Origin of the sequence: Pseudonocardia halophobica, from assembly GCF_050948485.1 — a bacterium.
GTDB lineage: Bacteria > Actinomycetota > Actinomycetes > Mycobacteriales > Pseudonocardiaceae > Pseudonocardia > Pseudonocardia halophobica.
Genome location: NZ_CP192046.1, coordinates 4,927,341 through 4,951,618, shown reverse-complemented (window position 1 = coordinate 4,951,618; position 24,278 = coordinate 4,927,341). Strand labels below are relative to the sequence as shown.

Below are 24,278 nucleotides of genomic sequence, written 5' to 3'. Positions count from 1 at the left end.
GGCGCCGGGGCCGCCTCGACAGGGATGGAGCTCCTATGGACACCGTCGACTCCACGGGTCGTTGGGCACTCCGTGGAGATCCGGCCCTGCTCACGGAAGCGGCCACGGCCCTGCGCGTCGCCCGTGCGGAGCAGATCTTCGGGGACCGGTTCCCCGGCGAGTACGTGATGTCGGCGATCGCCCGGCTCCTGGAGGCCATCGCGCGCGAGATGCGCGAGAAGGACACGCCCAGCCACGGCGTGGTGTCGGCCGCCACCGACATCTCCGCACACGTCCTGAGGTACCTGCCCGAGCTCAGGGAGGCGACGAGCCGTCGCCACGACGCCGCAGGAGCCGATCCCGCCCGCACGTACCCCCGGACCACCTGATCAAGGCCGCGCTCGCCCCCCGCGGGCGAGCCCTGAACCGACGCTGACGGTCCCCGTGGCCGTCCTCCGGGAAGGATCCTCCGATGAGTGGCCGACCGAACATCGTCCTCGTCCACGGCGCGTGGGCCGACGGCTCCAGCTGGAGCGCGGTCGTCGAGCGCCTGCAGGCCGACGGCTACACCGTGAGCGCGCCGCAGTTCGCCGAGGGGGCGCTGGCGGCCGACGTCGCCCGGCTGCGCCAGGTCCTGGCGCGCCAGCACGGCCCGACCCTCCTCGTCGGCCACTCGTACGGCGGCCAGATCGTGACCGCGCTGGGTACCGACACGCCCAACGTCGTCGGCCTGGTCTACATCGCGGCCTTCGGCCTGGACGAGGGCGAGTCGATCGGCAAGCTGCTGGCGCAGGGTCCGCCCGGCCCGGCCCTGGCGCACCTGGACGTCGACGAGCAGGGGTACGCCTGGATGCCCGAGGACGACTTCCTGAACCAGTTCGCCGCCGACGTCGACCCGGTCAAGGCGCGGGTCATGTACGCCGTGCAGCAGCCGCTGGCCTGGTCGGCCGTCGACGAGGTGATGGGCGTCCCGGCGTGGAGGTCGCTGCCGTCGTGGTTCCTCGTCGCCGAGGGCGACCGCACGATCCCGCCCGACGCGCAGCGCGCCTTCGCCGCCCGGATGGGGGCCACGACCGTCGAGGTCGCGACGAACCACGTGGCGATGGTCTCCCACCCGGACGACGTCCTGCAGCTCATCGTGACGGCGGCCGAGGCAGTGGGGGCCACGCAGTAGCGACCCCGCGTGGTCGGCCGGGCGTCAGCTGAGCACGGTTTCCTCGTAGCGGGTCGGTGCTGTGATGTCGAGCAGTTCCCATTCGCGCATCCAGCCCTGGGTGCGGTCGAACATCTCGCGCGTGTAGGGCTGCGGCACGATCCGTTCCCCTGGCCCGAAGCGGCGCACGTCCACCAGCTCGAGCAGGTCCGCCGGCATCTCCCGGGCCCAGTGGGGGGTGTAGCGGTGCGGCTCCAGGTCGATCTCCTGCTGGGCCCGTAGCAGCGCCCGGAAGTAGCGCTCGACGTCGTCGGGGTTCACCTGCGCGGAGAGCAGGAAGCCCATGACGAAGGTGGTGTCCACGAGCTTGCGGAATCCGCGCTGCTCCAGCACGTAGGCGGCCGCGCCCCAGACGTTCACCGCGGGCGCCCGGCCCTGCAGCAGCAGTCGGGCGCGGTCGAACGGCCTGCCGAAGAAGCCGAGCGTCACCTGCTCGCGCGGCATGAACGCCTCGAGGGCCTGCAGTGCGGAATAGTGGCTGCCCGAGTGGTACCCGACGCCGACCTCGACGCCGGCAAGGTCGGCGGGTTCCTGCAGCGCGGAGTCCGCGGCGACGTAGATCCCTGCCGGGCACACCGAGTACGCCTTGCCGTACATCTTCCCGTGCTCGGCCGTGGCGGCCGCGTTCACCGCCCAGTGGCAGGCGCAGGACACATCCGAGGGTCGGCCGGCCTGCATGTCCTCGAAGGCGCCGCTGCGCACCTGCAGCGGCGCCTCGCCGGCCGCGCTGACCCCGCTCGCCGAGCCACCCGCGAACCCGGCGTCGAACTCGTAGTCCAGACCTTCCTCGGCGAAGAAGCCCCGCTCCTCGGCGACCCACTCGTGCAGCCGCACGTGCGGCTGGATCCGGAACACCATCGTGATCACTCCCACCCGGTGGACCCCGGGCCGACGCGGCCGTGGACGCCCACGATTCTACGAACACGAGTCGAGCACCGACAGCGTGCGAGAGATCCGCCCACCACGATCTCGTGTCCGGACCCGAGAGGCCCGTTCGGATCCGCGAGTCGCCACATCCGCATCGTGTGGTTCCTGCACACGGCTTGGATCGGCCGTGGTGTCGGTTGGATCTGTCGGATGAGGAATGGAGCACCCGGGCGGAGCTGCGGGCGCCTGTCCTCCGGCTTCAGGCTGCCGTATCGCATCCGGTCATGCGGCAACAGCGTAGATGCTGCCGGAGGTGGCGACGAAATGCCGAAGATAATCGTTCCTGTTCCTGTCCCTCGCGAGACGCCACTTCGCAGGAGCCGCCAAGGGCTGCGGCGCAGATTTCTCGCACCAGACAACCGATGCCGATGCAGATTCCGCCCGTAACCGAGACAGGATCATTCTGCTTCGGACGACGCGTTCGGAAGGCCGCACATCGATCTACTGGTCGCGCCGGGTCAGCACAAACCCTGGGACACGCAGAGGCCCGGGCGCTGGGCGCAGGAGGCCCTCGCCCTCGCTGTACTGCTGTTCGTCCGGGCGTGCCTCGAGGAGGCGGGCGGGCTCGTCGAGCAGCCGCGGGCGTACTCGTGTGCTCCGTGGCCGCCGAGGCGGCTGTGGTTGTGGGGGAGATGGTGACGACGGCCGCGGGCAGGTAGCTCGCCGGTTGGTCGACGTGGTCGAAGGCGTTGACCTCGCCGGTCGGGTCGAGCATCGCGGGCCCTCCTTCCGAGGCGGGTGGGGCGGCCGGGCCGCCGCGTCCGCGCCGCGAGCACCCGGGGTCACCTGTCCCTGGGGGAACCTGGAGCTGCCCCGGCCCGCATCGAGCCGGAGAAACCTGGTCGGTCGCCGGACACGTCGTTGACAGCTTCTTCCAGTGGGAATAGTTTCCTTAGGAAGGAATTCTGCACGCAGAGACGGGAGGGATAACGGTGCCCGAGGTCGTGTTCAGCGTGGATCAGTCGAAGTCGATGCGAGATCAGGCGGTACCCGGCCACAACCGCTGGCACCCGGACATCCCGGCGGCCGCGTCGGTCCGGCCGGGTGCGGAGTTTCGGGTCGAATGCCGGGAATGGACCGATGCGCAACTCGGCAACAACGACTCGTCGAACGACGTACGGGACGTCAACCTCGACGTTGCCCACATGCTCAGCGGGCCGGTCGAGATCCAGGGTGCCGAGCCCGGCGATCTGCTGGTCGTGGACATCCTCGACCTGGGTCCCTGCCAGCCACCGCAGGAGTACGGCGACGCCCCCGGCCAGGGCTGGGGTTACACCGGGATCTTCGCGAAGGCCAACGGGGGCGGCTTCCTGACCGACCACTTCCCCGACGCCTACAAGGCGATCTGGGACTTCCACGGTCAGGACGCCACCTCGCGGCACATCCCCGGGGTGCGCTACACCGGCATCACCCACCCGGGCCTGTTCGGCACGGCGCCGTCCGCCGAGCTGCTGGCCGAGTGGAATCGCCGCGAGCAGGCGCTGATCGACCAGGACCCGGATCGGGTGCCGCCGTTGGCCCTGCCGCCGCTCGAGGACGGGGTCCTGGCCGGCACGTTGAGCGGGACGGAGTTGGAGCGCGTCGGACGCGAGGGTGCGCGCACGGTCCCGGCCCGGGAGAACGGCGGGAACCACGACATCAAGAACTTCACCCGGGGCAGCCGCGTCTACTACCCGGTGCACGTGGCCGGGGCGAAGCTGTCCGGCGGCGACCTGCACTTCTCGCAGGGCGACGGGGAGATCACCTTCTGCGGCGCCATCGAGATGGGCGGTTTCATCGACTTCGGTGTGGACCTGATCAAGGGCGGGATGGAGAAGTACGGCATCACCACCAACCCGGTGCTCATCCCGGGGCGTGTCGAGCCGCGCTACAGCGAGTTCCTCACCTTCATCGGGGTGTCGGTCGACGAGACGTCGGGGGACAACCTCTACCTGGACGCCACCGTCGCCTACCGGCGGGCCTGTCTCAACGCCGTCGAGTACCTGAAGAAGTTCGGCTACTCCGGAGAACAGGCCTACCTGCTGCTCGGCTCGGCGCCGATCGAGGGACGGGTGTCGGGCGTGGTGGACATCCCGAACGCCTGCTGTTCGCTCTACCTGCCGACCGGGATCTTCGACTTCGACATCCGGCCGACCAGCGAGGGCCCGCAGTCGGCGGACCGCGGCGCGTGCGCGACCAGCAGCTGAGGACGCAGGTAGGACGCAGGTAGGACGCGGAAGGACGCGGAGGAGACCTGAATGCGGGTCGACGTCTTCGCCTGCCCCCACTCGGGGCGGAGGGGGCGAGCGCGCACGAGCTGCGCGTCGTCAGCGAGAAGCGCGGCAGCCCGGTCCGCCACCGGCCGGAGCCGCCGCCGTGGGTACTGCACCGACCATCGAGAGTGAGAGGCGAACCGATGCTGCTCGCCGTGGTGTTGTTGTACGTCGGAGCCGTCCTCGGCGTGAACGGGATCTGGCTGATCGGCCAGGCGCGGGCGGCGGAGGACGTCGAGCGGGTCCCGGCCCACGCGGCTGCCGCCGCCGGCGAGTCGGCGGACGTCCCGAGCTCGGTCGGCGGCCGGGGAGCCGAGCCGGCCCCGGCGCGGGCAGAACGCTCGCCGCTGTTGCTGCAGAACCGGGAAGTCGCGGTGATCAACATCTTCACCGGCTTCGTGGGCGTGGTGATTGCGCTGATCTTCCTGGTCCAGGGCGCGGTCGGCAACAACCTCGCCGCCGTGCGCGGCGGGGGATTGATCCTGCTGTTCGCGTTCACCTACCTCTGGGTGGCGTTCAACCAGTACCTCGACGCGGGCGGCCGCGCCTTCGGCTGGTACTGCCTGTTCGTCGCGATCACCGCGGTCCCGGCCGGGGTCTACACGCTGCAGAACGCGAACGGGAACATCGCCCTGATCTGGCTGGGGATCAACTGGTTCCTGTGGGCCATCCTGTGGGCGTTGTTCTGGGCGCTCCTCGCGCTCGAGCTGCCGATCGCCCGTCCCACCGGATGGCTCACCATCTTCGAGGGCGTCGGCACGGCGTGGGCCCTGGGCTTCGCCGTGCTGATCGGGGTGTTCTCGTTCTAGCCGGACGTCGACCGGTCGGCACCGAGCAGGCCCGGCACCGAGCAGGCCCGCTGCCGGGCGGCGGCGGCCGGGTGTTCCCGGCTCAGCTCCGGGGCGGAGCTGCGAGTTGGGCGATGACGTCGAACTCGAGCCCGTCCGCCCGTGCGAGGTAGACGCTCTGCAGCAGGTGGTTCCCCGCCATGCGCACCACCCCCCGAGGGCTCTCGTAGGCCAGCTCGTCCGCCGCCGCGCACAACCGATCCAGCTCGATGCTGCCGGCCCGCTCGGCGAGCCTCGCCATGAAGGTCAGCGCCTCGTAGCAGGACTCGCCCATCGAGTTCAGCGTCGGCGCGGTGTGCCCGAACCGTTGGACATAGCGGCGGGAGAAGTCCAGGCCCGCCCCGGTCACCAGCGTCTCGAAGAACCCCGATGTGGCGTACAGGCCGTGGGTGTTCTCCGCGCCGCTGGCCAGCAGCATGTTCTCCTCCATCAGCGGACTCAGGCGCACGCACCGCCGGTCGAGGTCGGCGGCGACGAAGGTGCGGTTGAACCGGACCGCGTCCGATCCGACGAGGAACATCAGCACACCGTGCGCCCCGCTGCGGCCCACGCGCCGCACGGCCGAGGAGAAGTCCTCCGTACCGAGCGGCACGAACACCTCGTCAAGGACCTGCACGAGCGGCGAGGACCGCGCGAACCGTCGCGCCACCTGCGCCGACGCCCGCGGCCAGACGTAGTCGTCGCCGGCGATGCACCAGGTCCGCACGCCCAGCTCCCGCGCCATCCATTCCAGCGCCGGGAGCACCTGCCGGTCCGGGGTCTCTCCGGTGAGGAAGACGCCCTCGGTGCGCTCCCCGCCCTCGTACAGGGTGGAGTAGACGTACGGCACGCGGCCGGCGACCACGCGGTCGATGCACTGCCGCACCGCGGAGATGTGCCAACCGGCAACGGCCTGGACGGTTCCCGCATGGACCAGGTCCGCCACCTCGCGCGCCACCCGCGCCGGCGTCTGCCCGCCGTCGACGACGTGCAGCCGCAGCTCGCGGGTGAGCACTCCGCTCCCGGAGTTGATCTCGTCCACCGCGAGCTCTCCGCAGGCCTCGCAGGACGGCCCGAAGATGCCCGCCGGGCCGCTGAGCGGAACGACGAAGGCGACGTCCAGCGACTCCGGACGTCGACCCACCAGGGCGGTCGTGCCTCGCATGGCACCCCCTCCGCGACGTGCGGCACAGCCTCACCCGACACTTCGAATCGGTAGTGTTTACGATGACAGCGATTTCGTCACCCGTCGGAGAGGACTTCCCGTGGCCTCAACGTCCCTCGTGCCCCGAGGGGCGTCGTCGACGGCCCGGCCGACCCAGTCGCTGCACACGCTGCTCGCCCGGGTCACGCACCGGGTGGCGCGGCAGGTCGAGGCCACCCTGGCCGGCTGCGGGCTCGCCCTCGAGCAGTGGCGCGTCCTGGACCTGCTCGCCGACGGGCAGGGGCACTCCATGTCGGAGATCGCCGAGCATGCCATGGTGCCCGCCCCGACACTGACGAAAATTGTCGATCGGCTCGTGGACAACGCCGTGGTCCACCGTCGGGTCGACGAACGGGACCGCCGCCGGGTCCTCGTCTTCACCACCGATCACGGCGCCGACCTGCACGCGCGCATCGCCCCGCAGATCAGCAGGGCGGAGGACGATGCGGTGGCGGAGCTGGAGCGTGACGACGCCGCGCAGCTCGTCCGGCTCCTCGCCCGGCTCGCCACGTGAACAGCCGGGGCGCTCGCGAAGCAGCGCCCGCACCCATGATCGAGCTCGGCGACCTCGCAGGCGACGTAGGGTTTCACGCGAAGCGGTCAGCGATGGTCGATGACGGGGCGCCAGTGACCAGGCCGGCGCGAGCGGTGGCGAGTGCCAGAGCGACGCATCCGGTGATCTTCTCGGCATCGGCGGCCCAGCGCATCGGCTGCTCGGCCTCCGGGACCGCGTAGCAGCTCGCGAGGAGATCCGAGAGCTCGTCGAGGAGGTCCCCGATCGCGTGTGCGCGGGTCTCGTGGCGGGTGGTGGGCCTCACTGGTGACTTCTCTTCTGTGGTCGTAGTGCGAAGGGCTGGATCGCTGTCGAGGTCGGGAGCGGGTCGCCGTGGATCTGATTGGCAGGCACCCCGGCCGCCAACAGCCGGTCGGCGGCGGCCTTCTGCATGCGGGGCGGGCCACAGATGACGACGTCGTGGTGTCGCCAGGTCCGGCCACGCAGTGCGGTCCCGACCAGGGAACCGGGGCGTTCGTCCTCGGTCGGGGGGATGACGGGGGTGAGGGCGAGCCAGGGGCGGGGGCGGGCGCCCAGGGCGGCGGCGAGGAGGGCACGCAGCTCGGTGTGGCTGCGTGCGCTGACGTAGAGGTGGGTGTGCGGGGGGTCGTCGCGGGTGGCGAGTGCGGCGATCAGGGCGCTGATCGGGGCGATCCCGGTTCCGGAGGCGAGCAGGAGCAGGTCGCGGCCGGTGCCGAGGACGTCGGGGAGCCGACCCAATGGAGGGCCGAGGCGCCAGGTGTCCCCGACCCGGGTCTGGGCGACCAGGGCCGGGCTGACCAGGCCGTGGCGGACCGCGCGCACGCAGAACCGCATCACATTGTCAGGGCGAGCGGGCTCGGTGGGGGACAGGTGGCGCCACATCCCAGGGCGTTGAGGGATCTCGACGCTGAGGTACTGGCCGGGCTCGTGGGGGACCGGCTCCAATGTCTGCACGACGATGCAGGCCAGGTCAGCGGCGGGGCGGTCGTGTTCGACGACACGGCCGAGCCACAGAGCGGGGCCGCGGTCGGCTGCGGCGGCGGTGAGCAAGTCGTGGGTGGCCGCGGCGTAGGCCGTGGTCCAGGCGGCCGCCAGCGGCGGGGTCCAGGTCGGGCCGTGGATGTGGGCGAGCGCCTCGAGCAGCGCGTTTCCGGCCGTCTCGTAGTGGGCGGCGGTGATGCCGTGTTTGCGATGGTCACGGCCGAGGTCGGCGAGGCGGCGGGCGAGCTCCTCGGGGTGGTCGAGGCGTTGGAGCAGCCAGATGAGGGTGTCGGTCAAGGGGGCTCGTCGGCCGTGGGAGTCGAGCGGGAACAGCGTGCGCAGTCCCGGGGCTCGGGTGAACAGCGCGGCATAGAACTGGTCGGTCAGCTCCGCCGTCTCGTGCTCGATGCGGGACCGGGTTCGTTCCAGCAGGTTCAGCAGCGCGGGGTCCAGGGTGTGGACTCCGCGGTCCCGACGGTTTCGCGAGCTGCGTCGGCCGCGGTTGCCGAGCGTGCTCGGATGCGTGGTCTGCTCCTGTGGCCGCCGGGTCGAGCGGGTTCCGGGGGTGGTGGGGGGCTGCATCAGCGCCTGCCGGGGTGGGCCGGGGCGCCGACCGCGGCCCGTCGGCACGTTGCAAGCTGCTCGGCGGTGCAGGCCAGTACCGCGCCTGCTGCGGCAGGGGCGCCGTACTCGGCGAGCAGAGCCTGGTCGGCTGCGTGCCCAGCTGCTTGTACGAGCTGATCCGGCCCGATGTGTGTGTGCAGTGATGCGCGCAGTAGCAGGGAGTAGGTCCAGACGCGCATCGCCGCTCCGGTGGTGCCGGACTCCGTGCCGGGGCCGCTGCTGAGCTCGGGGATGAGATCGAGCTCCGGGCTGGCCGGCACGTGAATGGTGATGGCGGCGAGGGCAACGGCTTCGGCGTGCCCCCGTTCGGCATGGTCGGGAAGGCGGAGCCGCAGGAGCGCGGGGACGACTGCCACCTCACACCGTCCGGTCGGCCGGTACCCGGGTGAAGCGGCGGGTGCGGCGGACCGCTCCGTGCAGGTCGTGGGCCATCTCGGGGGCGGGGACGACGAGGACCGGGCAGACGGCGTAGAGCATGGCGTCGCGCTCGCGCGTGGAGTCGGCGGCCACCCGCAAGGCCTGCAGGGTGTCAGCGGCCCGGCCACGCCGACGATCACCCGCTGACGAGCAGACGTCATCAATGAGCTCCTTCCGCATCTTCTTCGCCCGAATCGGCACCCGACGCACCGCCGTGGGCCGGCTGGGGCGGGCATGCGGGAGTCGGCAAAGGACTGAGGAGGACACCCGCATGCCCGATCCAGGCACCTCCTGGACGCGGTCCACGATGCCGCGCGACCGACGTCACGGCAGGGGGGCTGACCGACCAACAACGACACCGTGAAGCTGCCGGACCCCGGCAGGAGTCCCACCTCGCCCGCGGCCTACGCCTCCCCGGCCGTTGAGCCCGACCGCGTCGAGCTCGGCCTTGTCCGGGCAGCGTCCGGTGGTGGCGGCCTCGACGAGCACCGACAGGAACCCATCGGGCAACTCGACCGGCACGCCGCCGCCGGCTCCCTGCGCCACGCGCAGCAACCACGCGGCCTCGCCATGCCGGTCGGGCATCCACGGCGACTTCTCAGGTGTACGGGTCGTCTCTCTCCTCTCCCCGCCGGGCCCTACGAGGGTGCTCGGCGTCCGACCCCGAACCTGCCGGAGTACGGCAGTTTCATGGCCGGAGACTTGGGCGCGGTCAGCTCCTGCGGCGAGTCGGGTGACGAGGGCACCGTTGCAGTGAGGCCCTCCCTGTTGGCCGGCTCCGACACGGCATGGGAGTGGCGTGGTCGTTGTCGTGTTCCTGGTCCGGCAGGTGCCGGGTCGGAGGAGGTCAAACGTGCATCCGTGCGAAGCAGGCCCGGCGACGTTGATGGCGGCCGCGGCGAGGCTACGGTCGGCTCCACCGGTAGCTGCCCACTGCGGGACGAACGTCCGCTCCGCCACGGTGCGCCTTCTCCAACAACTCGCCGCGGGCCTGGCCCACGACGACCCGGGCCTGCCGCCCTATGTCTGCCGTGCCGCACTCGCACTGGCGACGCAGCTGCTGGCGGCCGACCTTCCCGACGCCCGGCCCGCGCCACGTGGCTCGAGCCCCGCGCCGGCCCTGCCCGGGCTCCGGTCGTCGCCAGGGCACACGGTGGTTACTACGTCCCCAGTGCTCGGGGAGGCGCGGTGACCACCGTTGTCGAGCCTCCGGAGGTGGCGCCACGGGCGATCTCGGCTGCGTCCCGCATGGGCATCACGCCGCGAACCGATGCCCGGCCCGGAACCCGTGCCGGCGCACCCGAGCCCGCGTCGGTCACCGTTGCGGTGACCGACGCGGACGCGGTGTCGATGCCGCGTAGCGTCCCGAGGCTGGTGCGACGAGCCCACCAGGAGCGCATCCGCGTGAGCGGTGCCTCCGAGCAGGCGGGCGTCCCGGTGACCGTGGACCTGTCCGCGCTGCCGGTGCTCGGCCCGGCGGTGTGTGCGCAGCTGCTGTTGCTGATCCGGCTGCTGAAGGACCTCGCCGCGCCCGCTCGGGTCGTCGTCGTCGGTGTGGCCTCGACGGTGCGGTCGTGCCTGGCGGCCGGCCTGCCTGACGGGGTGCAGCTGGTCGACCGGCGCGGTCGGGTCTGGGGGCAGTGACCTCCTGCGCGGCCTTGATCCCGGGGTCGCCCGTCCGGAGGTCACCGGCACGTCCCGTGGCGCCGGGCCCGGGCGCAGGCCCCGGATCGTCCGGTGCCCGCTCGATCTGCGCAGGATGCCCGTGACCCTTCCCGGGCACCTGCTGATCGATGTGCGACGTGTCCGGCCCTGGTCGGCGCTTGCGGCCGGTGCAGGGTTGCGTGCAGCCGCAGCACCGACAGGACGGCGTCAGGGCTCTCGTACGGCAGCAGCAGGACCGCGGAAGCGCTCACGGCGGTGCGGCACCGGCCAGGTTGCGAGCTGTAGCCGACACCAGCTCCGGACCGACGATCTGCAGGATCTACCTCGGTAGATCCACATGGCGCGTTCCTTCCCACGGCTCGCTGTCGGGGAGATCCGAGCAGTTGCGTCGAGCGGGGACAGCGACTCAGGCAGCGCCGGATCCTCGACGTCCACTGCGCATTCGAGTGGTCGCGGCCGTGGCCGGTGAGCCAGGCCGAACGACTGGGCTGGGGCGGCCGGCCACGCTCCTGCGGGTCCGCACGGTCCAGGGGGTGAGCCGACGCGGGAAGCCGAGCCGCCGCAGCCATGCCGGCCGGGTGTCGATCATCCAGACGATCCATCGGTCGTCCCGTTCCTGACGAAGTCCGACGTCGCGCACGCGTTCGGGCTTGGTCTGCACCGGCGTGGTCAGCACGGGTTTGCCCAGGACGGCATCGGCGAGCCACTCCCGCTGCGGATCGAACGACAGGGGCGACGGAGCCGGCGGTTGCCGCGCGGTGTGTACCCGCAGTCGCGAGTCACCCCACGACGTCACGGCCTCCGAGGGCAACGTGAAGCAGTACCCGCCCCTGTCCACCAGGATCGTGTCGACGTGGGGGCTACCGCGGGTTCGCTTCAGCCCCAGGTCGCGCAGGTGTCCCAGATGCTCGCCCGCGGGGCCGCGGACCGCGGCGCCCAGAAGCCCGTCCACCCACAACACGGTCGGTCCACCGACGCGAGGAAATGCTCCGTCACGCTGCTTCCGACCCCATCCGAAGAACACCGTTCACCTGCTCGCTCGACAGCTGATACTCATCCCGCCGGCGCTCTGCGCCAACCACACCTGCGTCTCGGTCATGTGGTTCCACTCCTCGAGAAGACTCCGTCAAGGGGATGTCGCGCACCGAAGACAGGTGACGCGCTGCGCGCAGATGCAAATGAGCACGGCCCTGGGGCGCGTCGGGCCGTGCTCAACGACGGGGACCGGTAGCCCGTCACGCTGCCGCGTCGACCATCTGCGACCCGATTTCCGGACCTCGGCACCAGGGTCGCCACGACCGTCGCATCGCCCGCGACGCCACATCTACCACAACTGCACGGACAGCCGCGAGATTGCCGATGCTCGGCAACCAGAGATCGGTCGAGGTTGCGGACCCGCGACCTGCCCGCCGCGGGGTTCTGCGGGCATGGTGGGTGGTGGGCCTGCCGAGGGACTCGGCAGTCACCCTCGTCGGCAGGCCCACCACCACGTTCTCGTACCGGTCAGGCCCCCGGCGATCTGCCGGGCCGCGTACGCGGGTTTCTTCGAGCGAAGGGGTGTGCTGTGGAGTCGGCTGTGCGGCCGCGGGTGATCGTGGGCGTAGGCGGGCGTGGCTCTCATCCACGCGGCACCGACGATCCGCGGCTGTGCCGGCGATGCCCGGTCCAGGCCACCTGCCTCGACTGGGTCCTGGTCACCGGGGCGCAGGGCGTGCTCGGCGGACAGGAGCCCGACCGGCGGCGGGCGATCCGAGCACGGCTGCTCGCCGAGCTCGGTGGGCGCTCCATGGCCCGCTCGCCCGAGCCTGCCGAGGTCGTCCGTACCCGGACCCCATCTCGAATCAGCAGCCAGCGCACGAAGTAGGCCAAGCCGATGGACGCTGCCCGATAGCCGCAAAGGAACAGGTCGCCTCGACCCAGGTCCGACTCAGCAGAATCGCGCGAGCACTGCCTGCGTGCTTGCCTGTCAGCACCTTATGGAGATAATCATGCGCAACGGCTGCGCCCTTTCCGGTGTTCCTCTCACTCGGATCGATGGGCACGCTTCAGCTTCTCGATGGATTCTCGCCGCAACCACGCACGGCCTCGACATGGTGGTAAATCTGCACACCGACCCGTCGTCGAATCCGGGCAGCAACAATCACGACATCGTTCAGGAGTGGGGTGAGCAGTCTTTCCCGGCGAGCGATCCCCCCGCCAACTGGTAGTCGACCCGTAGGGCTCTACGAATGATGTGCGCGGCATTGATGAGGAGAAGCACCATGCTGAGCAACCATGAGCGGCATCTGCTCGGTGAGGTCGAGCGCCGACTCCGCTCCGACGACCCTGCCTTCGCGGACCGCCTCGGCGATGGGCAGCAGCGGCTGCCTGCGGAACGCCACCGCGCCGACGCCCGATTTCGCCCCAGCGGGCCGGTCGTCGCCCTCGGCGTCCTCGCGGTCGGCTTGCTCGTCCTGGGGATCGCCGCGCCCGCGGTCATCGTCGCGGCCCTGGCCGCGGCGGTCGGCTGGCTGAAGACCGTGCACATCGAGGTCGAGGAGGGCGGACGGTGAACCCCACTCAGCAGCCAGACGCAGATCACGGCCCGCGGACCCGCCCCGACAGCGGTCCCGGAGGCAGTGCCGCCGGAGCGGCCGAGGCGGACGGGAACGCGCCGACGCAGCGTGCTGGGCGCTTTCGCTGCTCGGTCGAGGAGATAGACCAACCTCCGCGCCACGCCGGGCGGGTCGCCGTCGTCGGCGCCGGCATGGTCGGCCTGGCCACCGCATGGTTCCTGCAGCAACGCGGCGTCGACGTCGACGTCTTCGAGCGCCGCCAGGTCGCCGCCGGGTCGTCGTGGGGCAACGCCGGGTGGCTCACCCCCGCCCTGACCATGCCGCTCCCCGAGCCGGCCGTGCTGCGCTACGGGCTGCGGGCCGCGCTCGACCCGGCCTCCCCGGTGTATGTGCCGATCAGTCTCGAGGCGAGCCTGTGGCGCTTCCTCACCGGCTTCGCCCGCAACTGCACCACCCGCCGGTGGCGGCGGGGGATGGTCGCTTACCGCAGCGTCAATCGGCAGGCCCTCGACGCGTTCGACGAACTCGCCGCCGGCGGCGTCGAGGGCCCGACCCGGCCCGCCGATCCGTTCCTGGTGTGCTTCGCCCACGACGGCGAACGTACAGCGCTGCTCGAGGAGCTCGGCGAGCTGGAGCAGCTCGGGCAGAAGGTCGGCTACGACGTCCTCACCGGGCCGCAGGCACGTGAACGTGCCCCGATCCTCACCGACCACGTCACGGCGGCGGTGCAGCTGCACGACCAGCGGTTCATCGACCCCCCGCAGTACCTCGCCGCGCTCGCCGACGCCGTCCGCGCCCGCGGGGCCCTCATCAGTGAGCACAGCCGGGTCCTGGGCCTGCATGACGACGGCCACCACGTCTTCGTCCGCTGCCGCAAGGCGATCCACCGCTATGACGCCGCAGTGATCGCAACGGGCGCTTGGCTGCCCGAGCTGGGCTACCCGTTCGGCGTCCGCGTGCCGGTACAGGCCGGCCGCGGCTACAGCTTCACCGTGCCGGCGCGACACCTGCCCGAGGGCCCGATCTATCTTCCCGTGCAGCGCATCGCCTGCACCCCGCTCGGTGACCGGCTGCGGATCGCCGGGATGATGGAGTTCCGCGACCCGGACGAGCCCCTCGACCAGCGCCGCGTCCAGGCGATCGTGGCCGCTGCCCGGCCCTTCCTGCAGGGGGTGGACCTCGACGACCGCCGCGACGAATGGGTCGGGTCCCGCCCGTGCACCCCGGACGGGCTCCCCGTGGTCGGCCCCACCTCGTCGCCGCGGGTCTTCGCCGCCGGGGGGCACGGCATGTGGGGCATCGTCCTCGGCCCCCTCACCGGCCGGCTGCTCGCCGAGGCTGTCGTCACCGGCACCGCCCCGTACGAGCTGCACGCCTTCCGGCCGCTGCGATGAGCCGGCCCGAGCAGCACAGCTCCGTAGTGCGCGCGGACGCGCCGGGCGCCCTCGCCGCGTTGCAGGTCGGGTTCGCCGACGGTGACCTGACCCCCGTCGAGCACGTGGAATCGGTTCTGCAGCGGCTCCGACACGATCCGCACAACGCGGTGGTCGCCCTCGACGAGGAGCGAGCCCTGCGGGACGCGGCCGCGCTCGCTGTCGAACTACGCCGGCGCGGGCCGCGCAGCCCCCTGCACGGCGTCGCGATCGGGGTCAAGGACCTCATCGACGTCGCCGGGCTACCGACCCGCGCCGGCTCCGCCGTCCGGGCGGAGGCGCCACCGGCCCGCGCCGACGCAGCCGTCGTCGCGCGGCTACGCCGAGCCGGCGCCATCGTGGTCGGGAAACTGCACACCCACGAGTTCGGGCACGGCCCCACCGGCGACGTGGCCGCCCCCGGACCGGCCCGCAACCCCCACGATCTCGGCCGGATCACCGGGGGATCGTCCTCGGGGCCGGCCGCCGCGGTCGCTGCCGGTCACCTCCCGCTCGCCATCGGCACCGACACCGGCGGCAGCGTGCGGATCCCCGCCGCGCTGTGCGGCGTGCTCGGCCTCAAACCCAGATGGGGGGCGCTGCCGACGCGAGGCGTGTTCCCCTTGTCCCCGTCCCTTGACCACGTCGGGCTCCTCGCCGCCGACCCGTACGCAGCCCTCGCCGGCTGGGAGGTCCTCGCCGCACCAGGACCGCAGGACCCGGTCGGACCGCCGCGACGGCTGCGCGTCGGCGTGCCCTACGACCGGTACTGGTCCGAGACCGATCCCATCATCTCGCTCGCCGTGGCCCGCGCCGCGCACGCGCTCGACGCGGCGGAGATCCACGTCGTACCCGTCAGCACCCCCGAGATCGGGCAGCTCGCCGCCACATACATGCCGATCCTGGGCCGTGAGGCCTACGCGGTGCACGCCGGCACACTCGCCGAGCGGGCCGCGGACTACCAGCCCGCCACCGAGGCCGGCCTGAAGTCCTGTGCCGAGTACCGCGAACACGACTACCAGCAGGCCAAGCAGACGGCGCGACGGTTGTCGGGGACCCTCAGCACGCACCTGGCCGACGTCGACGTCCTGTTGACCCCGACCACCCGCATCCGCGCCACACCGCTGGGAGCGCAGTTCGTGACCGTCGGACAGGAGCGCACCACGGTCGCAGCAGCGCTGCTGGAGCTGACTCTGCCGTTCAACCTGCTCGGATGGCCCGCTGTGTCCGTCCCTGCCCCCGGGGTAGGGCTTCCCGTCGGCCTGCAACTGGTCGCCACCGGTTGCGCCGGGAGCGACGAACGAACCCTGCTCTACCTCGCCCGCCTCCTCCAGGCCACGTGACCACCGACGACGGGCTCATCGACTACTCCGACATGCCGCGATCGAGTGCCGGCGGAGGACGAGGAGCTGGCCCGCTTCCTCGCCGCGACGCTCGACGACGCGGGAGTGCGCGCGGCGGTCACCGCCGAGCGCGCGGTGCTCGCGACCCTCGAGGCCGGCTGCAGCGCACCGGTGGCCGCGCACGCGGACGTCGTCGAGGACCTCGACGACGCCGGCCGCGTGGTGGAGCGGTCGCTGCGCGCGGTCGTGGGGATCGGAGAGGTGGGCGACGGCGCGCTGTTGCGTGCGTCCGCCAGGAGACAGGGACAACGCCGAGAAGCTCGGGGCGGCCCTCGCCCACGAGCTCCTCGCCGACACCACCGTCTGCCGCTCTGCGTGGTGGGCCTCGGCGGTTGGTCCGACGATCAGATGAGGCCCAGGGCGAGCATGGCCTCGGCCACCCGGGCGTAGCCAGCGATGTTCGCCCCGGCGACGTAGTTCCCGGGAGCCCCGTACTCCTCCGCGGTCTGGTGGCAGCGGGCATGAATGTCGATCATGATGTCGCGCAGCCGGGCCTCGGAGTGCTCGAAGGTCCAGGAGTCCCGGGAGGCGTTCTGCTGCATCTCCAGCGCCGAGGCGGCCACCCCGCCGGCGTTGGCGGCTTTGCCCGGGCCGAACGCGACCCCGGCCTCATGGAGCACCCGCACCGCGTCGGGCGTGGTGGGCATGTTGGCGCCCTCGCCGACGGCCAGGCAGCCGTTGCGCACCAGCGCGGCCGCACCGGCGGCGTCGAGCTCGTTCTGGGTGGCCGAGGGCAGCGCCACCTGGCAGGGCACCTCCCAGATCGAGCCGCCGTCGACGAAGGTCGCGCTCGACGCCTTGTCCGCATAGGCGCTGATCCGCTCCCGGCGGACCTCCTTGACGTCCTTGAGCAGCTCCAGGTCGATGCCGTCGGGGTCGTGCACGAAGCCTCCCGAGTCGGAACAGGCGACGACGCGCCCGCCGAGCTCGTGGACCTTCTCGATCGTGTAGATCGCGACGTTGCCCGAGCCGGAGACCACCACGTCCTTGCCCTCGAACGACTGGCCGCGCACTCGCAGCATCTGCTCGACGAAGAACGCGCTGCCGTACCCGGTGGCCTCACGGCGGACCTGCGCACCGCCGTAGAGCAGGCCCTTGCCGGTCAGTACCCCGGACTCGTAGCGGTTGGTGATGCGCTTGTACTGGCCGAACAGGTACCCGAGCTCGCGCCCGCCCACGCCCATGTCGCCGGCCGGCACGTCGGTGTACTCGCCGATGTGGCGGTAGAGCTCGAGCATGAAGCTCTGGCAGAACCGCATGACCTCGCGGTCCGAGCGGCCGCGCGGGTCGAAGTCCGAGCCGCCCTTCCCGCCGCCGATCGGCAGCCCGGTCAGCGCGTTCTTGAACACCTGCTCGAAGCCGAGGAACTTCACCGTGCCCAGCAGCACCGTCGGGTGGAACCGCAGCCCGCCCTTGTACGGGCCCAGCGCGCTGTTGAACTCGACCCGGAACCCGCGGTTGATGTGGATCCCGCCGTGGTCGTCCTCCCACGGCACGCGGAAGATGATCTGCCGCTCCGGCTCGCAGATCCGCTCGACGATCTTCGCGTCGGCGTACTCGGGGTGCTTGTCCACAGCGGGGCCGATGCTCTCCAGCACCTCACGGACGGCCTGGTGGAACTCCGTCTCGCCCGGGTTGCGGGACAGCACCCGCTCGTAGATCGGCTGCAGCGCCTTGTGCATGTCGTACCGTCCGTACCCTTTCGCCGCTCTGCCGCTCTTCGTCGGCCCCTGCATCCTGACCGGTGACCCGGCTTCTGCTGCACACCGGGTCGGGCATCCAGAAGGTCGGCATCGGCGAGCCAGTGGTCGCATCAGCGCGGACGGCCCGACCGTCACGGGGCGGCATGAGGGTTCGCACGCCCTTCCGGGGTGGCGGGCCACCAGATCGGTCGGCCGATGTCCAGAGCGAGTGCCGGAACCAGGACGGAGCGCACGACGAGGGTGTCGACGAGGACGCCGACCGCGACGAGGAAGGCGATCTGGACGAGGAACAGGATCGGGAGCACGGCCAGGGCGGCGAAGGTCGCGGCCAGCACGACCCCGGCGGAGGTGATCACTCCTCCGGTCACGCTCAGGCCGCGGATCACCCCGGTCCGGGTCCCGGCCTGCAGGGTCTCCTCCCGGACCCGACTCATCAGGAAGATGTTGTAGTCCACGCCGAGGGCGACGAGGAAGACGAACGCGAACAGCGGCACGCTCGGGTCCGCGCCCGGTAGGCCGAGGACGTGGTTGAACACCACGGCGCCGACGCCGAGGGTGGCGGCGAAGGACAGCACCACGGAGGCGATCAGCAGCAACGGCGCGACCAGCGCGCGCAGCAGCAGGGCCAGCACCACGAACACGACCAGCAGCACCGCGGGTACGACGACCTGCAGGTCGTGGGCCGCCGTGTCCTGGGTGTCGAGCTGGGTCGCCGTGACCCCGCCGACGAGCGCGCCCGCCTCGGGAATCGCGACCAGGTCCTGGCGCAACCGGTCGACGGTCGCGACGGCGGCCTCGCTGTCGGCGGGATCGGCGAGCACGGCATCGAGTTGCACCCGGCCGTCCACGACCTGGTCGGACCCGCGTTCCACCGACACGACCCCGGGCACGGCGCGGGCGGTCTCGACGACGCGCTCCTCGGCGGCCGCCTCGATGAGGAGGATTGCCGGCGAGCCGGTGCCGCCGGGGAAGTGGCGGCTCAGCGCGTCCTGCCCCTGCACGGAGTCGACCGCGGACTTGTCGACGAAGAAGTCCGACTGCGCCACTCCGGAGGCCTGGAACTGCGGCACGAACGCGGCCAGCGCGCCGAGCACGACGGCGGTGCTGATCCACAGCCGCCGCGGTCGACGGCCGACGGCATCCGCGACCCGTGCCCACAGCCCGGCCGACGCCTCCGCGGTGCCCGGGCGCGGACGGAAGGGCCAGAACGCGGCACGCCCGAACAGCAGCAGGCCGGCGGGCAGGAATGTCAGGGAGGCGAGAACGGCCGCGACGATGCCGAGTGCGGCGACCGGGCCGAGGCCGCGGTTGGAGTTGAGCCCGGACAACAGCAGGCACAACAGCCCCAGGATCACGGTCCCGGCGGAGGCGAGCACGGGCTCGACGGTGGCGCGGTAGGCGGTGCGCATCGCGACCCACACGCCCTCGGCGCGGCGCAGCTCCTCGCGATACCGGGCGATCAGCAGCAGCGCGTAGTCGGTCGCCGCACCGACGACCAGGATGAACAGGATGCCCTGGGTCTGGCCCGACAGCGTGATCAGATCCGCGTCCGCGAGGAGGTAGACCGCGATCACCGCCAGACACAGCGCAAGGCCCGCGGACAGCAGGACCAGGACCGGGAGCAGCGGGCTGCGGTAGACGAACAGCAGGATCAACGCGACGACCCCGGCGGCCACGGCCAGCAGCAGACCGTCGATCCCCGAGAACGCCGCGGCCAGGTCCGCGGCCAGCCCGGCCGGACCGGTGACGTGCAGGACCAGGCCGGCAGGCAGATCCGCCGCCAGGCTCTCACGCAGCTCCGGAACCGTCTCGTCGAGCTCACCGCGGGCCGGCGCCGGGTAGGAGACGACGAACTGCGCGGCCGCCCCGTCCGGCGCCGGGATCACCGGCGAGACGCCCTCGACCCCGGGCTGCCCCGCGGCCTCGGCAGCGTGCGTGCGGATCGCCTCGAGGTCCTGCGTCGTCAACCCGGCGGGCCGCTCGTAGACCACGACGGCGGGCAGCGGCTGGGCGCCGGTGAAGCGCTGCTGCTCCTGCGCCGCCCTGGTCGACTCGGCATCCGCGGGCAGGAACGTGCTGCTGTCGTTGGTCTGCACCTCCGCCAGACGTCCCTGGAACGGGCCCCCGATCCCGCCGACGGCGAGCCAGGCCAGCAGCACGATCGCCAGCACCAGCCAGCGACGCACCGCAGGTGCCCGACCCTCCCTCGGATCCGAGGTGCCTCCCCGGCCGAGGGGCCTCGACCCCCGAGCGGCCGCAGCAGGGTCAGAAGTCGGCGAAGGTGACGAATCACCCGAAGAAGGGCGCACGCTCGGATATTAGCTTGATCATCGAGATACTCGGTGCGACGGGGGACGGGTCTCCCGTCCGGCCCGCGCCGCACTGCCGTGATGCCTGCCGACGCGTCGGCAACGGGTGCCGTCGGCCGGAGCGGCGGTGTCGATCGAGATGGTCACCGGGACATCGGGGAGCTCGGCTCGAGCGGCCTGCAGCGCGCGTTCGACGCTCCCACCCGCGATGGTCGACCAGGCTTCGCTGTAGGCCGGGGAATCCGGTGGAGTGTGGGCGTGCGCGATGCTGCGCATGCACGACCCGCAGCTCCGTACGTCGCGCCGACGCTTCCGCCCGTGGCCCCGTCCAGGGCGGCGAGCGAAGACGGATGTGCGCTGACGCCGACGACGACGTCCCCCGCGATGCAGCGACTCAGGGCGCAGCCGCCACCTCCGCGTCCGACATCGCGCCTGGCACGTCGGCCGGTGCAGACCCCGTCCGTGTCGTGTCCTTCGCGGCTGAATTGGTCGGCGTCGACCTCTCCAGGAACCGCAGCAGCTCGACGGGGAAGGGCAGGACCAGGGTGGAGTTCTTCTCCGCCGCCACCTCGACGACGGTCTGCAGCAGCCGCAGCTGCAGCGCGGCGGGATTGGCGGCCATCACCTGGGCCGCCTCCGCGAGCTGCTTGGAGGCCTGCAGCTCGCCCTCGGCCGTGATCACCCGGGAGCGGCGCTCGCGCTCGGCCTCGGCCTGCCGCGACATCGAGCGCTTCATCGACTCCGGCAGCACCACGTCCTTGATCTCCACACGGTCGATGTGCACGCCCCAGCCGACCGCCGGGTTGTCGATCATCAGCTCGAGGCCCTGGTTGAGCCGCTCGCGGTTGGACAGCAGGTCGTCGAGCTCGCTCTTGCCGATGATCGAGCGCAGCGACGCCTGGGCGACCTGCAGGATCGCCGAGCCGTAGTCCTGGACGTCGACGGCCACCCGGACCGGGTCGACCACGCGGTAGTAGACGACGGCGTCGACCCGGACGGTGACGTTGTCGCTGGTGATCCCGTCCTGGGCCGGGATCGGCAGGGTGATCACCTGCAGACTGACCTTGTGCAGGTGGTCGGCCACCGGGACCAGCAGCGCAAGTCCCGGTCCCAGGGTCCGCGGGCGCACCCGGCCGAACCGGAACACCACCCCCCGCTCGAACTCCTGCACCACGCGGACGCTGGTGGCGGCGCCCACGAGGCACAGCGCCCCCACTGCGAGCAGAACCCAGACAACGATCATCAGTGCCTCCGATCGGGAGATGCTCTGGCGTGCAGGACTGCCGCGCCGGCGGATCACACAGGCGCAGCGCCGGGAGACGGTGGTCAGGACGGGGACGAGCCGGTGAAGACGTTCGGGTACCGCCAGGCCAGCCACACCAGCCCGGTGGTCGACATCGCCGCCAGCGCCCCGCCCGGCGTACCGAGAAGCAGCAGGCACCACCGCACGCTGCACGCATGTTCGTCGAACACCACGCACCTCCTACATCACAGGCGCACACCCGAGTTATATCGTAATACGATAGAAACGGCAAGGATGACCCGGTTCCGGGTCGGGAGGTGGTCACATCACACTGTGACCGTGCAGGAGGAGGACGGACCGGCGCCGACACCGCTGACCAAGCAGGACTTCGAGGCCTTGGCCCGGTTCCGCTTCGGCATCCGTCGCTACCTCCGGTTCAGCGAGGAGACCGTGCGCCGCCACGGGATCACCCCGCAGCAGTACCAGTTGCTGCTCGCGCTCAAGGGCTTCCCCGGACGCGAGTGGGCCACCGTGGGCGAGCTGGCCGAACGGCTGCAACTGCGCCACCACAGCACCGTCGAACTGGTGAACCGGGCCCAGGGCCAGAAGCTCGTGCGGCGGATCCCGGATCCCGACGATCACCGAGTGGTCCGGGTCGGCCTGACCTCGGACGGCGAGCAGATCCTCGCCGAACTGAGCGCTCTACACCGCAGCGAACTGGAGCGGATGAGCACCGTGCTCGCCCTGCCCAGCTGGGAGGCCGGCGATTGACCTGCTCACCGCGCGGGATCGCGTCCGGCGCGGGTATCACCGGCGGCTACCGCGTGTTCGAGGGCGACGACGGTGACCCCCCGGGGAACGGTTCAGGAGTTCTTCAGCGCTGCGCGGACGAGCCCGCCGCCGACGATGAGGCGCTGGATCTCGCTGGTGCCCTCGTAGAGACGGAGCAGCCGAACGTCGCGGTAGATGCGTTCGACGGGGATCTCGCGCATGTAGCCGGAGCCGCCGTGCACCTGCACGGCCAGGTCAGCGGCCCTGCCTGCCATCTCGGTGCAGAACAGCTTGGTGGCAGAGGGGGCGATCCGGCGGTCCTCGCCGGAGACGTAGGCCCGGGCCGCGTCGCGGACCATGGCCCGGCCGGCGAGCACACCGGTCTGGATGTCGGCGAGCATGGCCTGGACCAGCTGGAACTCCCCGATTCGGGTGCCGCCCTGGGTGTTCTGGGTGGCGTGGGCGACGGACTCGTCCAGGGCCCGCTGCGCGGTGCCGACGGCGAGTGCGGCGATGTGCACGCGGCCTCGGGCCAGGGAGGTCATGGCGGCCTGGTAGCCGGTGGCCTCGTCCCCGCCGACCAGGGCGTCGGCGGGGACCCGGACGTCGGTGAAGGTGACGTCGGAGGTCCAGGCACCCTCCTGGCCCATCTTGTGGTCCTTCGGGCCGACGGTGACGCCTGGGGTGTCCGCCGGGACGAGGAACACCGCGATCCCGGGGTTGCCTGGCCGGGGGTCGGCGGTGCGGGCGAACACGACGAACAGGCCGGCGAGGGGGGCGTTGGTGATGAACTGCTTCTGCCCCTCGATCACCCAGTCGTCGCCGTCGCGGCGGGCCCGGGTGCGCAGGCCCGCGGGGTTGGAACCGGCGCCGGGCTCGGTGAGGGCGAAGGACGCGACGACCTCGCCGGAGGCGATGCGCTCGAGCCAGGTCTTGCGCTGGGCGTCGGTGCCGAACCCGACCAGCACCTGACCGGCGATGCCGTTGTTGGTGCCGAACATCGAACGCAGGGACAGGGTGGTGTAGCCGAACTCCATGGCCAGTTCGACGTCCTGGGCGAGGTCGAGACCCAGCCCGCCCCACTCCGCGGGGATCGCGTACCCGAACAGCCCCATGTCGGCGGCGGCCCGCCGCAGGTCGTCCGGGATGCTGTCGGTCTTCATGATCTCGATCTCGCGGGGGACGACGTCGTTGCGGACGAAGTCGCGCACCTGGCGGCGGATGGACTCGAAGTCCTCGGCGGACACCTCTGTCATGCCTCCACGGTGCCGCGCGATCTGTTGCAAGTCCAAGACCGATTCGCGCACTATTGTTGCCTCATCCACATGAAAGGGGCCGGGTGGACTCGCATCACCTCCGCGCCTTCGTGGCCGTCGCCGAGGAGCTGCACTTCGGTCGCGCGGCCGAGCGGCTGCGCCTGGCGCAGCCCTACCTGAGTCGCACGATCAAGGCCCTGGAGGAGGACCTCGGCGCGGTGCTGTTCGCGCGCACGACCCGGCGCGTCGAGCTGACCGCGGCCGGATCGGCGCTGCTGGAGCGGGCGCAGCGGATGCTCGCGGCGGAGCAGGAGGTGCGGGCGGCGGTCGCGGCGGCGCAGGAGGGGCGCGGCGGTCGGGTCCGGATCGGCTTCGCCGGGCCCTCCGCACACCCGGCGGTCGGGACCCTCTCCCGGGCCGTGCGGGAACGCCATCCGCTGATCGATCTGGAGTTCCAGCCCGGCCGTTACGGCGCTTCCGCGGTGGCGGACCTGCTGAACCAGGACAGCGACCTCGTGCTCGCGCGCTTCGCCGAGCCGCCGGCCGGGGTGTCGGCGCGGCCGATCGCCACCGACCGCTTCGTCCTCGCGCTGCCCGAGGGGCACCGCCTGGCCCGGGGCGGACCGGTGCGGCTGACGGATCTGCGCGACGAGCCGTTCGTCGCCTTCCCGGAGTCGTTCGGGTCGGCGGTCCGCGCCATCCTGGTCACCCACTGCCAGGCGTTGGGCTTCACACCGCGTCTCGCGCAGATCTCGCCGGACACCTGGACCTCGATCGCGCTGGTCGCGGCCGGGGCGGGCCTGCACTTCACCTCGGCCAGCGCCGTGGCGACCCTGCCGCTCGACGGCGTGCACATCGCCGAGGTCGCAGACCCGCTGCCGCCGGTCACGGTGTACCTGATCCGGCGCGAGGACGACGAGGCTCCCGCCCTGCACCGCGTGCTGGCGACGGCGGCGGAGGTCTTGCCGACGGCGGACCGGCGGGACCCGTGAACGGGCCCCG

27 protein-coding genes are annotated in these 24,278 nt (G+C 71.7%); 14 read left to right on the top strand and 13 right to left on the bottom strand.

Annotation, left to right across the window (positions count from 1 at the left end; genetic code table 11):
• Window positions 1-35: 35 nt before the first annotated feature.
• Entirely contained in the window at window positions 36-368 is a 333-nt protein-coding gene (locus ACQP04_RS23455) for a hypothetical protein (RefSeq protein WP_433502720.1), read from the top strand.
• Window positions 369-451: 83 nt separating this feature from the next.
• On the top strand, window positions 452-1,153 hold the full coding sequence (locus ACQP04_RS23450) for an alpha/beta fold hydrolase (RefSeq protein ID WP_433502719.1): 702 nt from the start codon (window positions 452-454) through the stop codon (window positions 1,151-1,153).
• 24 nt (window positions 1,154-1,177) lie between these two features.
• On the opposite strand, the gene ACQP04_RS23445 is transcribed toward ACQP04_RS23450, so the two are convergent.
• Entirely contained in the window at window positions 1,178-2,065 is an 888-nt protein-coding gene (locus ACQP04_RS23445) for an ABC transporter substrate-binding protein (protein WP_433502718.1), read from the bottom strand.
• Window positions 2,066-3,051: 986 nt separating this feature from the next.
• On the opposite strand from ACQP04_RS23445, the gene fmdA reads away from it, so the two are divergent.
• Together fmdA and ACQP04_RS23435 are read left to right on the top strand one after the other, a co-directional pair.
• Window positions 3,052-4,305 carry a formamidase gene (gene fmdA / locus ACQP04_RS23440; RefSeq protein ID WP_433502717.1) on the top strand — a complete coding sequence of 418 codons (1,254 nt, stop codon included), beginning with the start codon at window positions 3,052-3,054 and terminating at the stop codon, window positions 4,303-4,305.
• 209 nt (window positions 4,306-4,514) lie between these two features.
• On the top strand, window positions 4,515-5,180 hold the full coding sequence (locus ACQP04_RS23435; RefSeq protein WP_433502716.1) for an AmiS/UreI family transporter: 666 nt from the start codon (window positions 4,515-4,517) through the stop codon (window positions 5,178-5,180).
• 82 nt (window positions 5,181-5,262) lie between these two features.
• Here ACQP04_RS23435 and ACQP04_RS23430 read toward each other — a convergent pair whose 3' ends face one another.
• A complete protein-coding gene (locus tag ACQP04_RS23430; protein ID WP_433502715.1) occupies window positions 5,263-6,363 on the bottom strand; it encodes a substrate-binding domain-containing protein in 1,101 nt (366 codons plus the stop codon).
• Between the two features lie 100 nt (window positions 6,364-6,463).
• Here ACQP04_RS23430 and ACQP04_RS23425 point away from each other — a divergent pair, with 100 nt between their 5' ends.
• Window positions 6,464-6,916: a MarR family winged helix-turn-helix transcriptional regulator gene (locus ACQP04_RS23425; RefSeq protein WP_433502714.1), complete on the top strand. Its 453-nt coding sequence runs from the start codon at window positions 6,464-6,466 to the stop codon at window positions 6,914-6,916.
• A gap of 73 nt (window positions 6,917-6,989) precedes the next feature.
• Here the strand turns inward: ACQP04_RS23425 and ACQP04_RS23420 are convergent, their stop codons facing one another.
• The 5 genes from ACQP04_RS23420 to ACQP04_RS23400 form a co-directional block, all read right to left on the bottom strand.
• Window positions 6,990-7,220 carry a hypothetical protein gene (locus ACQP04_RS23420; protein WP_433502713.1) on the bottom strand — a complete coding sequence of 77 codons (231 nt, stop codon included), beginning with the start codon at window positions 7,218-7,220 and terminating at the stop codon, window positions 6,990-6,992.
• Window positions 7,217-8,500, bottom strand: coding sequence for a globin domain-containing protein (locus tag ACQP04_RS23415; protein ID WP_433502712.1), 1,284 nt, complete (start codon window positions 8,498-8,500; stop codon window positions 7,217-7,219). Before ACQP04_RS23415 ends, ACQP04_RS23420 begins: the two co-directional genes overlap by 4 nt.
• The gene (locus ACQP04_RS23410) at window positions 8,500-8,898 is read right to left on the bottom strand and encodes a hypothetical protein (protein ID WP_433502711.1); all 399 of its coding nucleotides are present in this window, start codon (window positions 8,896-8,898) and stop codon (window positions 8,500-8,502) included. Before ACQP04_RS23410 ends, ACQP04_RS23415 begins: the two co-directional genes overlap by 1 nt.
• Before the next feature lies 1 nt (window position 8,899).
• Complete coding sequence (locus tag ACQP04_RS23405) at window positions 8,900-9,058, bottom strand: hypothetical protein (protein ID WP_433502710.1); 159 nt, start codon at window positions 9,056-9,058, stop codon at window positions 8,900-8,902.
• Between the two features lie 225 nt (window positions 9,059-9,283).
• The gene (locus tag ACQP04_RS23400) at window positions 9,284-9,544 is read right to left on the bottom strand and encodes a hypothetical protein (RefSeq protein WP_433502709.1); all 261 of its coding nucleotides are present in this window, start codon (window positions 9,542-9,544) and stop codon (window positions 9,284-9,286) included.
• Window positions 9,545-10,363: 819 nt separating this feature from the next.
• Between ACQP04_RS23400 and ACQP04_RS23395 the strand changes: the two genes are divergently transcribed.
• A complete protein-coding gene (locus ACQP04_RS23395) occupies window positions 10,364-10,603 on the top strand; it encodes a hypothetical protein (protein ID WP_433502708.1) in 240 nt (79 codons plus the stop codon).
• Window positions 10,604-11,030: 427 nt separating this feature from the next.
• On the opposite strand, the gene ACQP04_RS23390 is transcribed toward ACQP04_RS23395, so the two are convergent.
• Entirely contained in the window at window positions 11,031-11,576 is a 546-nt protein-coding gene (locus ACQP04_RS23390) for a hypothetical protein (protein WP_433502707.1), read from the bottom strand.
• Window positions 11,577-12,188: 612 nt separating this feature from the next.
• Here ACQP04_RS23390 and ACQP04_RS23385 point away from each other — a divergent pair.
• From ACQP04_RS23385 to ACQP04_RS23360, 6 genes are all read left to right on the top strand, one after another.
• The gene (locus ACQP04_RS23385) at window positions 12,189-12,488 is read left to right on the top strand and encodes a WhiB family transcriptional regulator (protein WP_433502706.1); all 300 of its coding nucleotides are present in this window, start codon (window positions 12,189-12,191) and stop codon (window positions 12,486-12,488) included.
• 124 nt (window positions 12,489-12,612) lie between these two features.
• On the top strand, window positions 12,613-12,831 hold the full coding sequence (locus ACQP04_RS23380; RefSeq protein WP_433502705.1) for a hypothetical protein: 219 nt from the start codon (window positions 12,613-12,615) through the stop codon (window positions 12,829-12,831).
• A 54-nt stretch (window positions 12,832-12,885) separates the two neighbouring features.
• The gene (locus ACQP04_RS23375; RefSeq protein ID WP_433502704.1) at window positions 12,886-13,176 is read left to right on the top strand and encodes a DUF3040 domain-containing protein; all 291 of its coding nucleotides are present in this window, start codon (window positions 12,886-12,888) and stop codon (window positions 13,174-13,176) included.
• A gap of 194 nt (window positions 13,177-13,370) precedes the next feature.
• The gene (locus ACQP04_RS23370; protein WP_433502703.1) at window positions 13,371-14,573 is read left to right on the top strand and encodes an NAD(P)/FAD-dependent oxidoreductase; all 1,203 of its coding nucleotides are present in this window, start codon (window positions 13,371-13,373) and stop codon (window positions 14,571-14,573) included.
• A 26-nt stretch (window positions 14,574-14,599) separates the two neighbouring features.
• The gene (locus ACQP04_RS23365; RefSeq protein ID WP_433502702.1) at window positions 14,600-15,934 is read left to right on the top strand and encodes an amidase; all 1,335 of its coding nucleotides are present in this window, start codon (window positions 14,600-14,602) and stop codon (window positions 15,932-15,934) included.
• 45 nt (window positions 15,935-15,979) lie between these two features.
• Window positions 15,980-16,384: a hypothetical protein gene (locus ACQP04_RS23360; protein ID WP_433502701.1), complete on the top strand. Its 405-nt coding sequence runs from the start codon at window positions 15,980-15,982 to the stop codon at window positions 16,382-16,384.
• Here the strand turns inward: ACQP04_RS23360 and gdhA are convergent.
• From gdhA to ACQP04_RS23340, 4 genes are all read right to left on the bottom strand, one after another.
• Window positions 16,339-17,676: an NADP-specific glutamate dehydrogenase gene (gene gdhA, locus ACQP04_RS23355; RefSeq protein ID WP_433502700.1), complete on the bottom strand. Its 1,338-nt coding sequence runs from the start codon at window positions 17,674-17,676 to the stop codon at window positions 16,339-16,341. The two genes, ACQP04_RS23360 and gdhA, sit on opposite strands and share 46 nt — an antisense overlap.
• Before the next feature lie 152 nt (window positions 17,677-17,828).
• Window positions 17,829-19,883 (bottom strand): MMPL family transporter, encoded by a 2,055-nt coding sequence (locus ACQP04_RS23350; protein ID WP_433502699.1) that lies wholly within the window; start codon window positions 19,881-19,883, stop codon window positions 17,829-17,831.
• Between the two features lie 517 nt (window positions 19,884-20,400).
• Window positions 20,401-21,249 carry a slipin family protein gene (locus ACQP04_RS23345; RefSeq protein ID WP_433502698.1) on the bottom strand — a complete coding sequence of 283 codons (849 nt, stop codon included), beginning with the start codon at window positions 21,247-21,249 and terminating at the stop codon, window positions 20,401-20,403.
• A gap of 83 nt (window positions 21,250-21,332) precedes the next feature.
• Entirely contained in the window at window positions 21,333-21,479 is a 147-nt protein-coding gene (locus tag ACQP04_RS23340) for a hypothetical protein (RefSeq protein WP_433502697.1), read from the bottom strand.
• A 109-nt stretch (window positions 21,480-21,588) separates the two neighbouring features.
• Between ACQP04_RS23340 and ACQP04_RS23335 the strand changes: the two genes are divergently transcribed.
• Window positions 21,589-22,020 carry a MarR family winged helix-turn-helix transcriptional regulator gene (locus ACQP04_RS23335; protein ID WP_433502696.1) on the top strand — a complete coding sequence of 144 codons (432 nt, stop codon included), beginning with the start codon at window positions 21,589-21,591 and terminating at the stop codon, window positions 22,018-22,020.
• A gap of 92 nt (window positions 22,021-22,112) precedes the next feature.
• Here ACQP04_RS23335 and ACQP04_RS23330 read toward each other — a convergent pair whose 3' ends face one another.
• A complete protein-coding gene (locus tag ACQP04_RS23330; protein WP_433502695.1) occupies window positions 22,113-23,276 on the bottom strand; it encodes an acyl-CoA dehydrogenase family protein in 1,164 nt (387 codons plus the stop codon).
• Window positions 23,277-23,359: 83 nt separating this feature from the next.
• Here ACQP04_RS23330 and ACQP04_RS23325 point away from each other — a divergent pair, with 83 nt between their 5' ends.
• Window positions 23,360-24,268: a LysR family transcriptional regulator gene (locus tag ACQP04_RS23325; protein ID WP_433502694.1), complete on the top strand. Its 909-nt coding sequence runs from the start codon at window positions 23,360-23,362 to the stop codon at window positions 24,266-24,268.
• Window positions 24,269-24,278 lie beyond the last annotated feature (10 nt).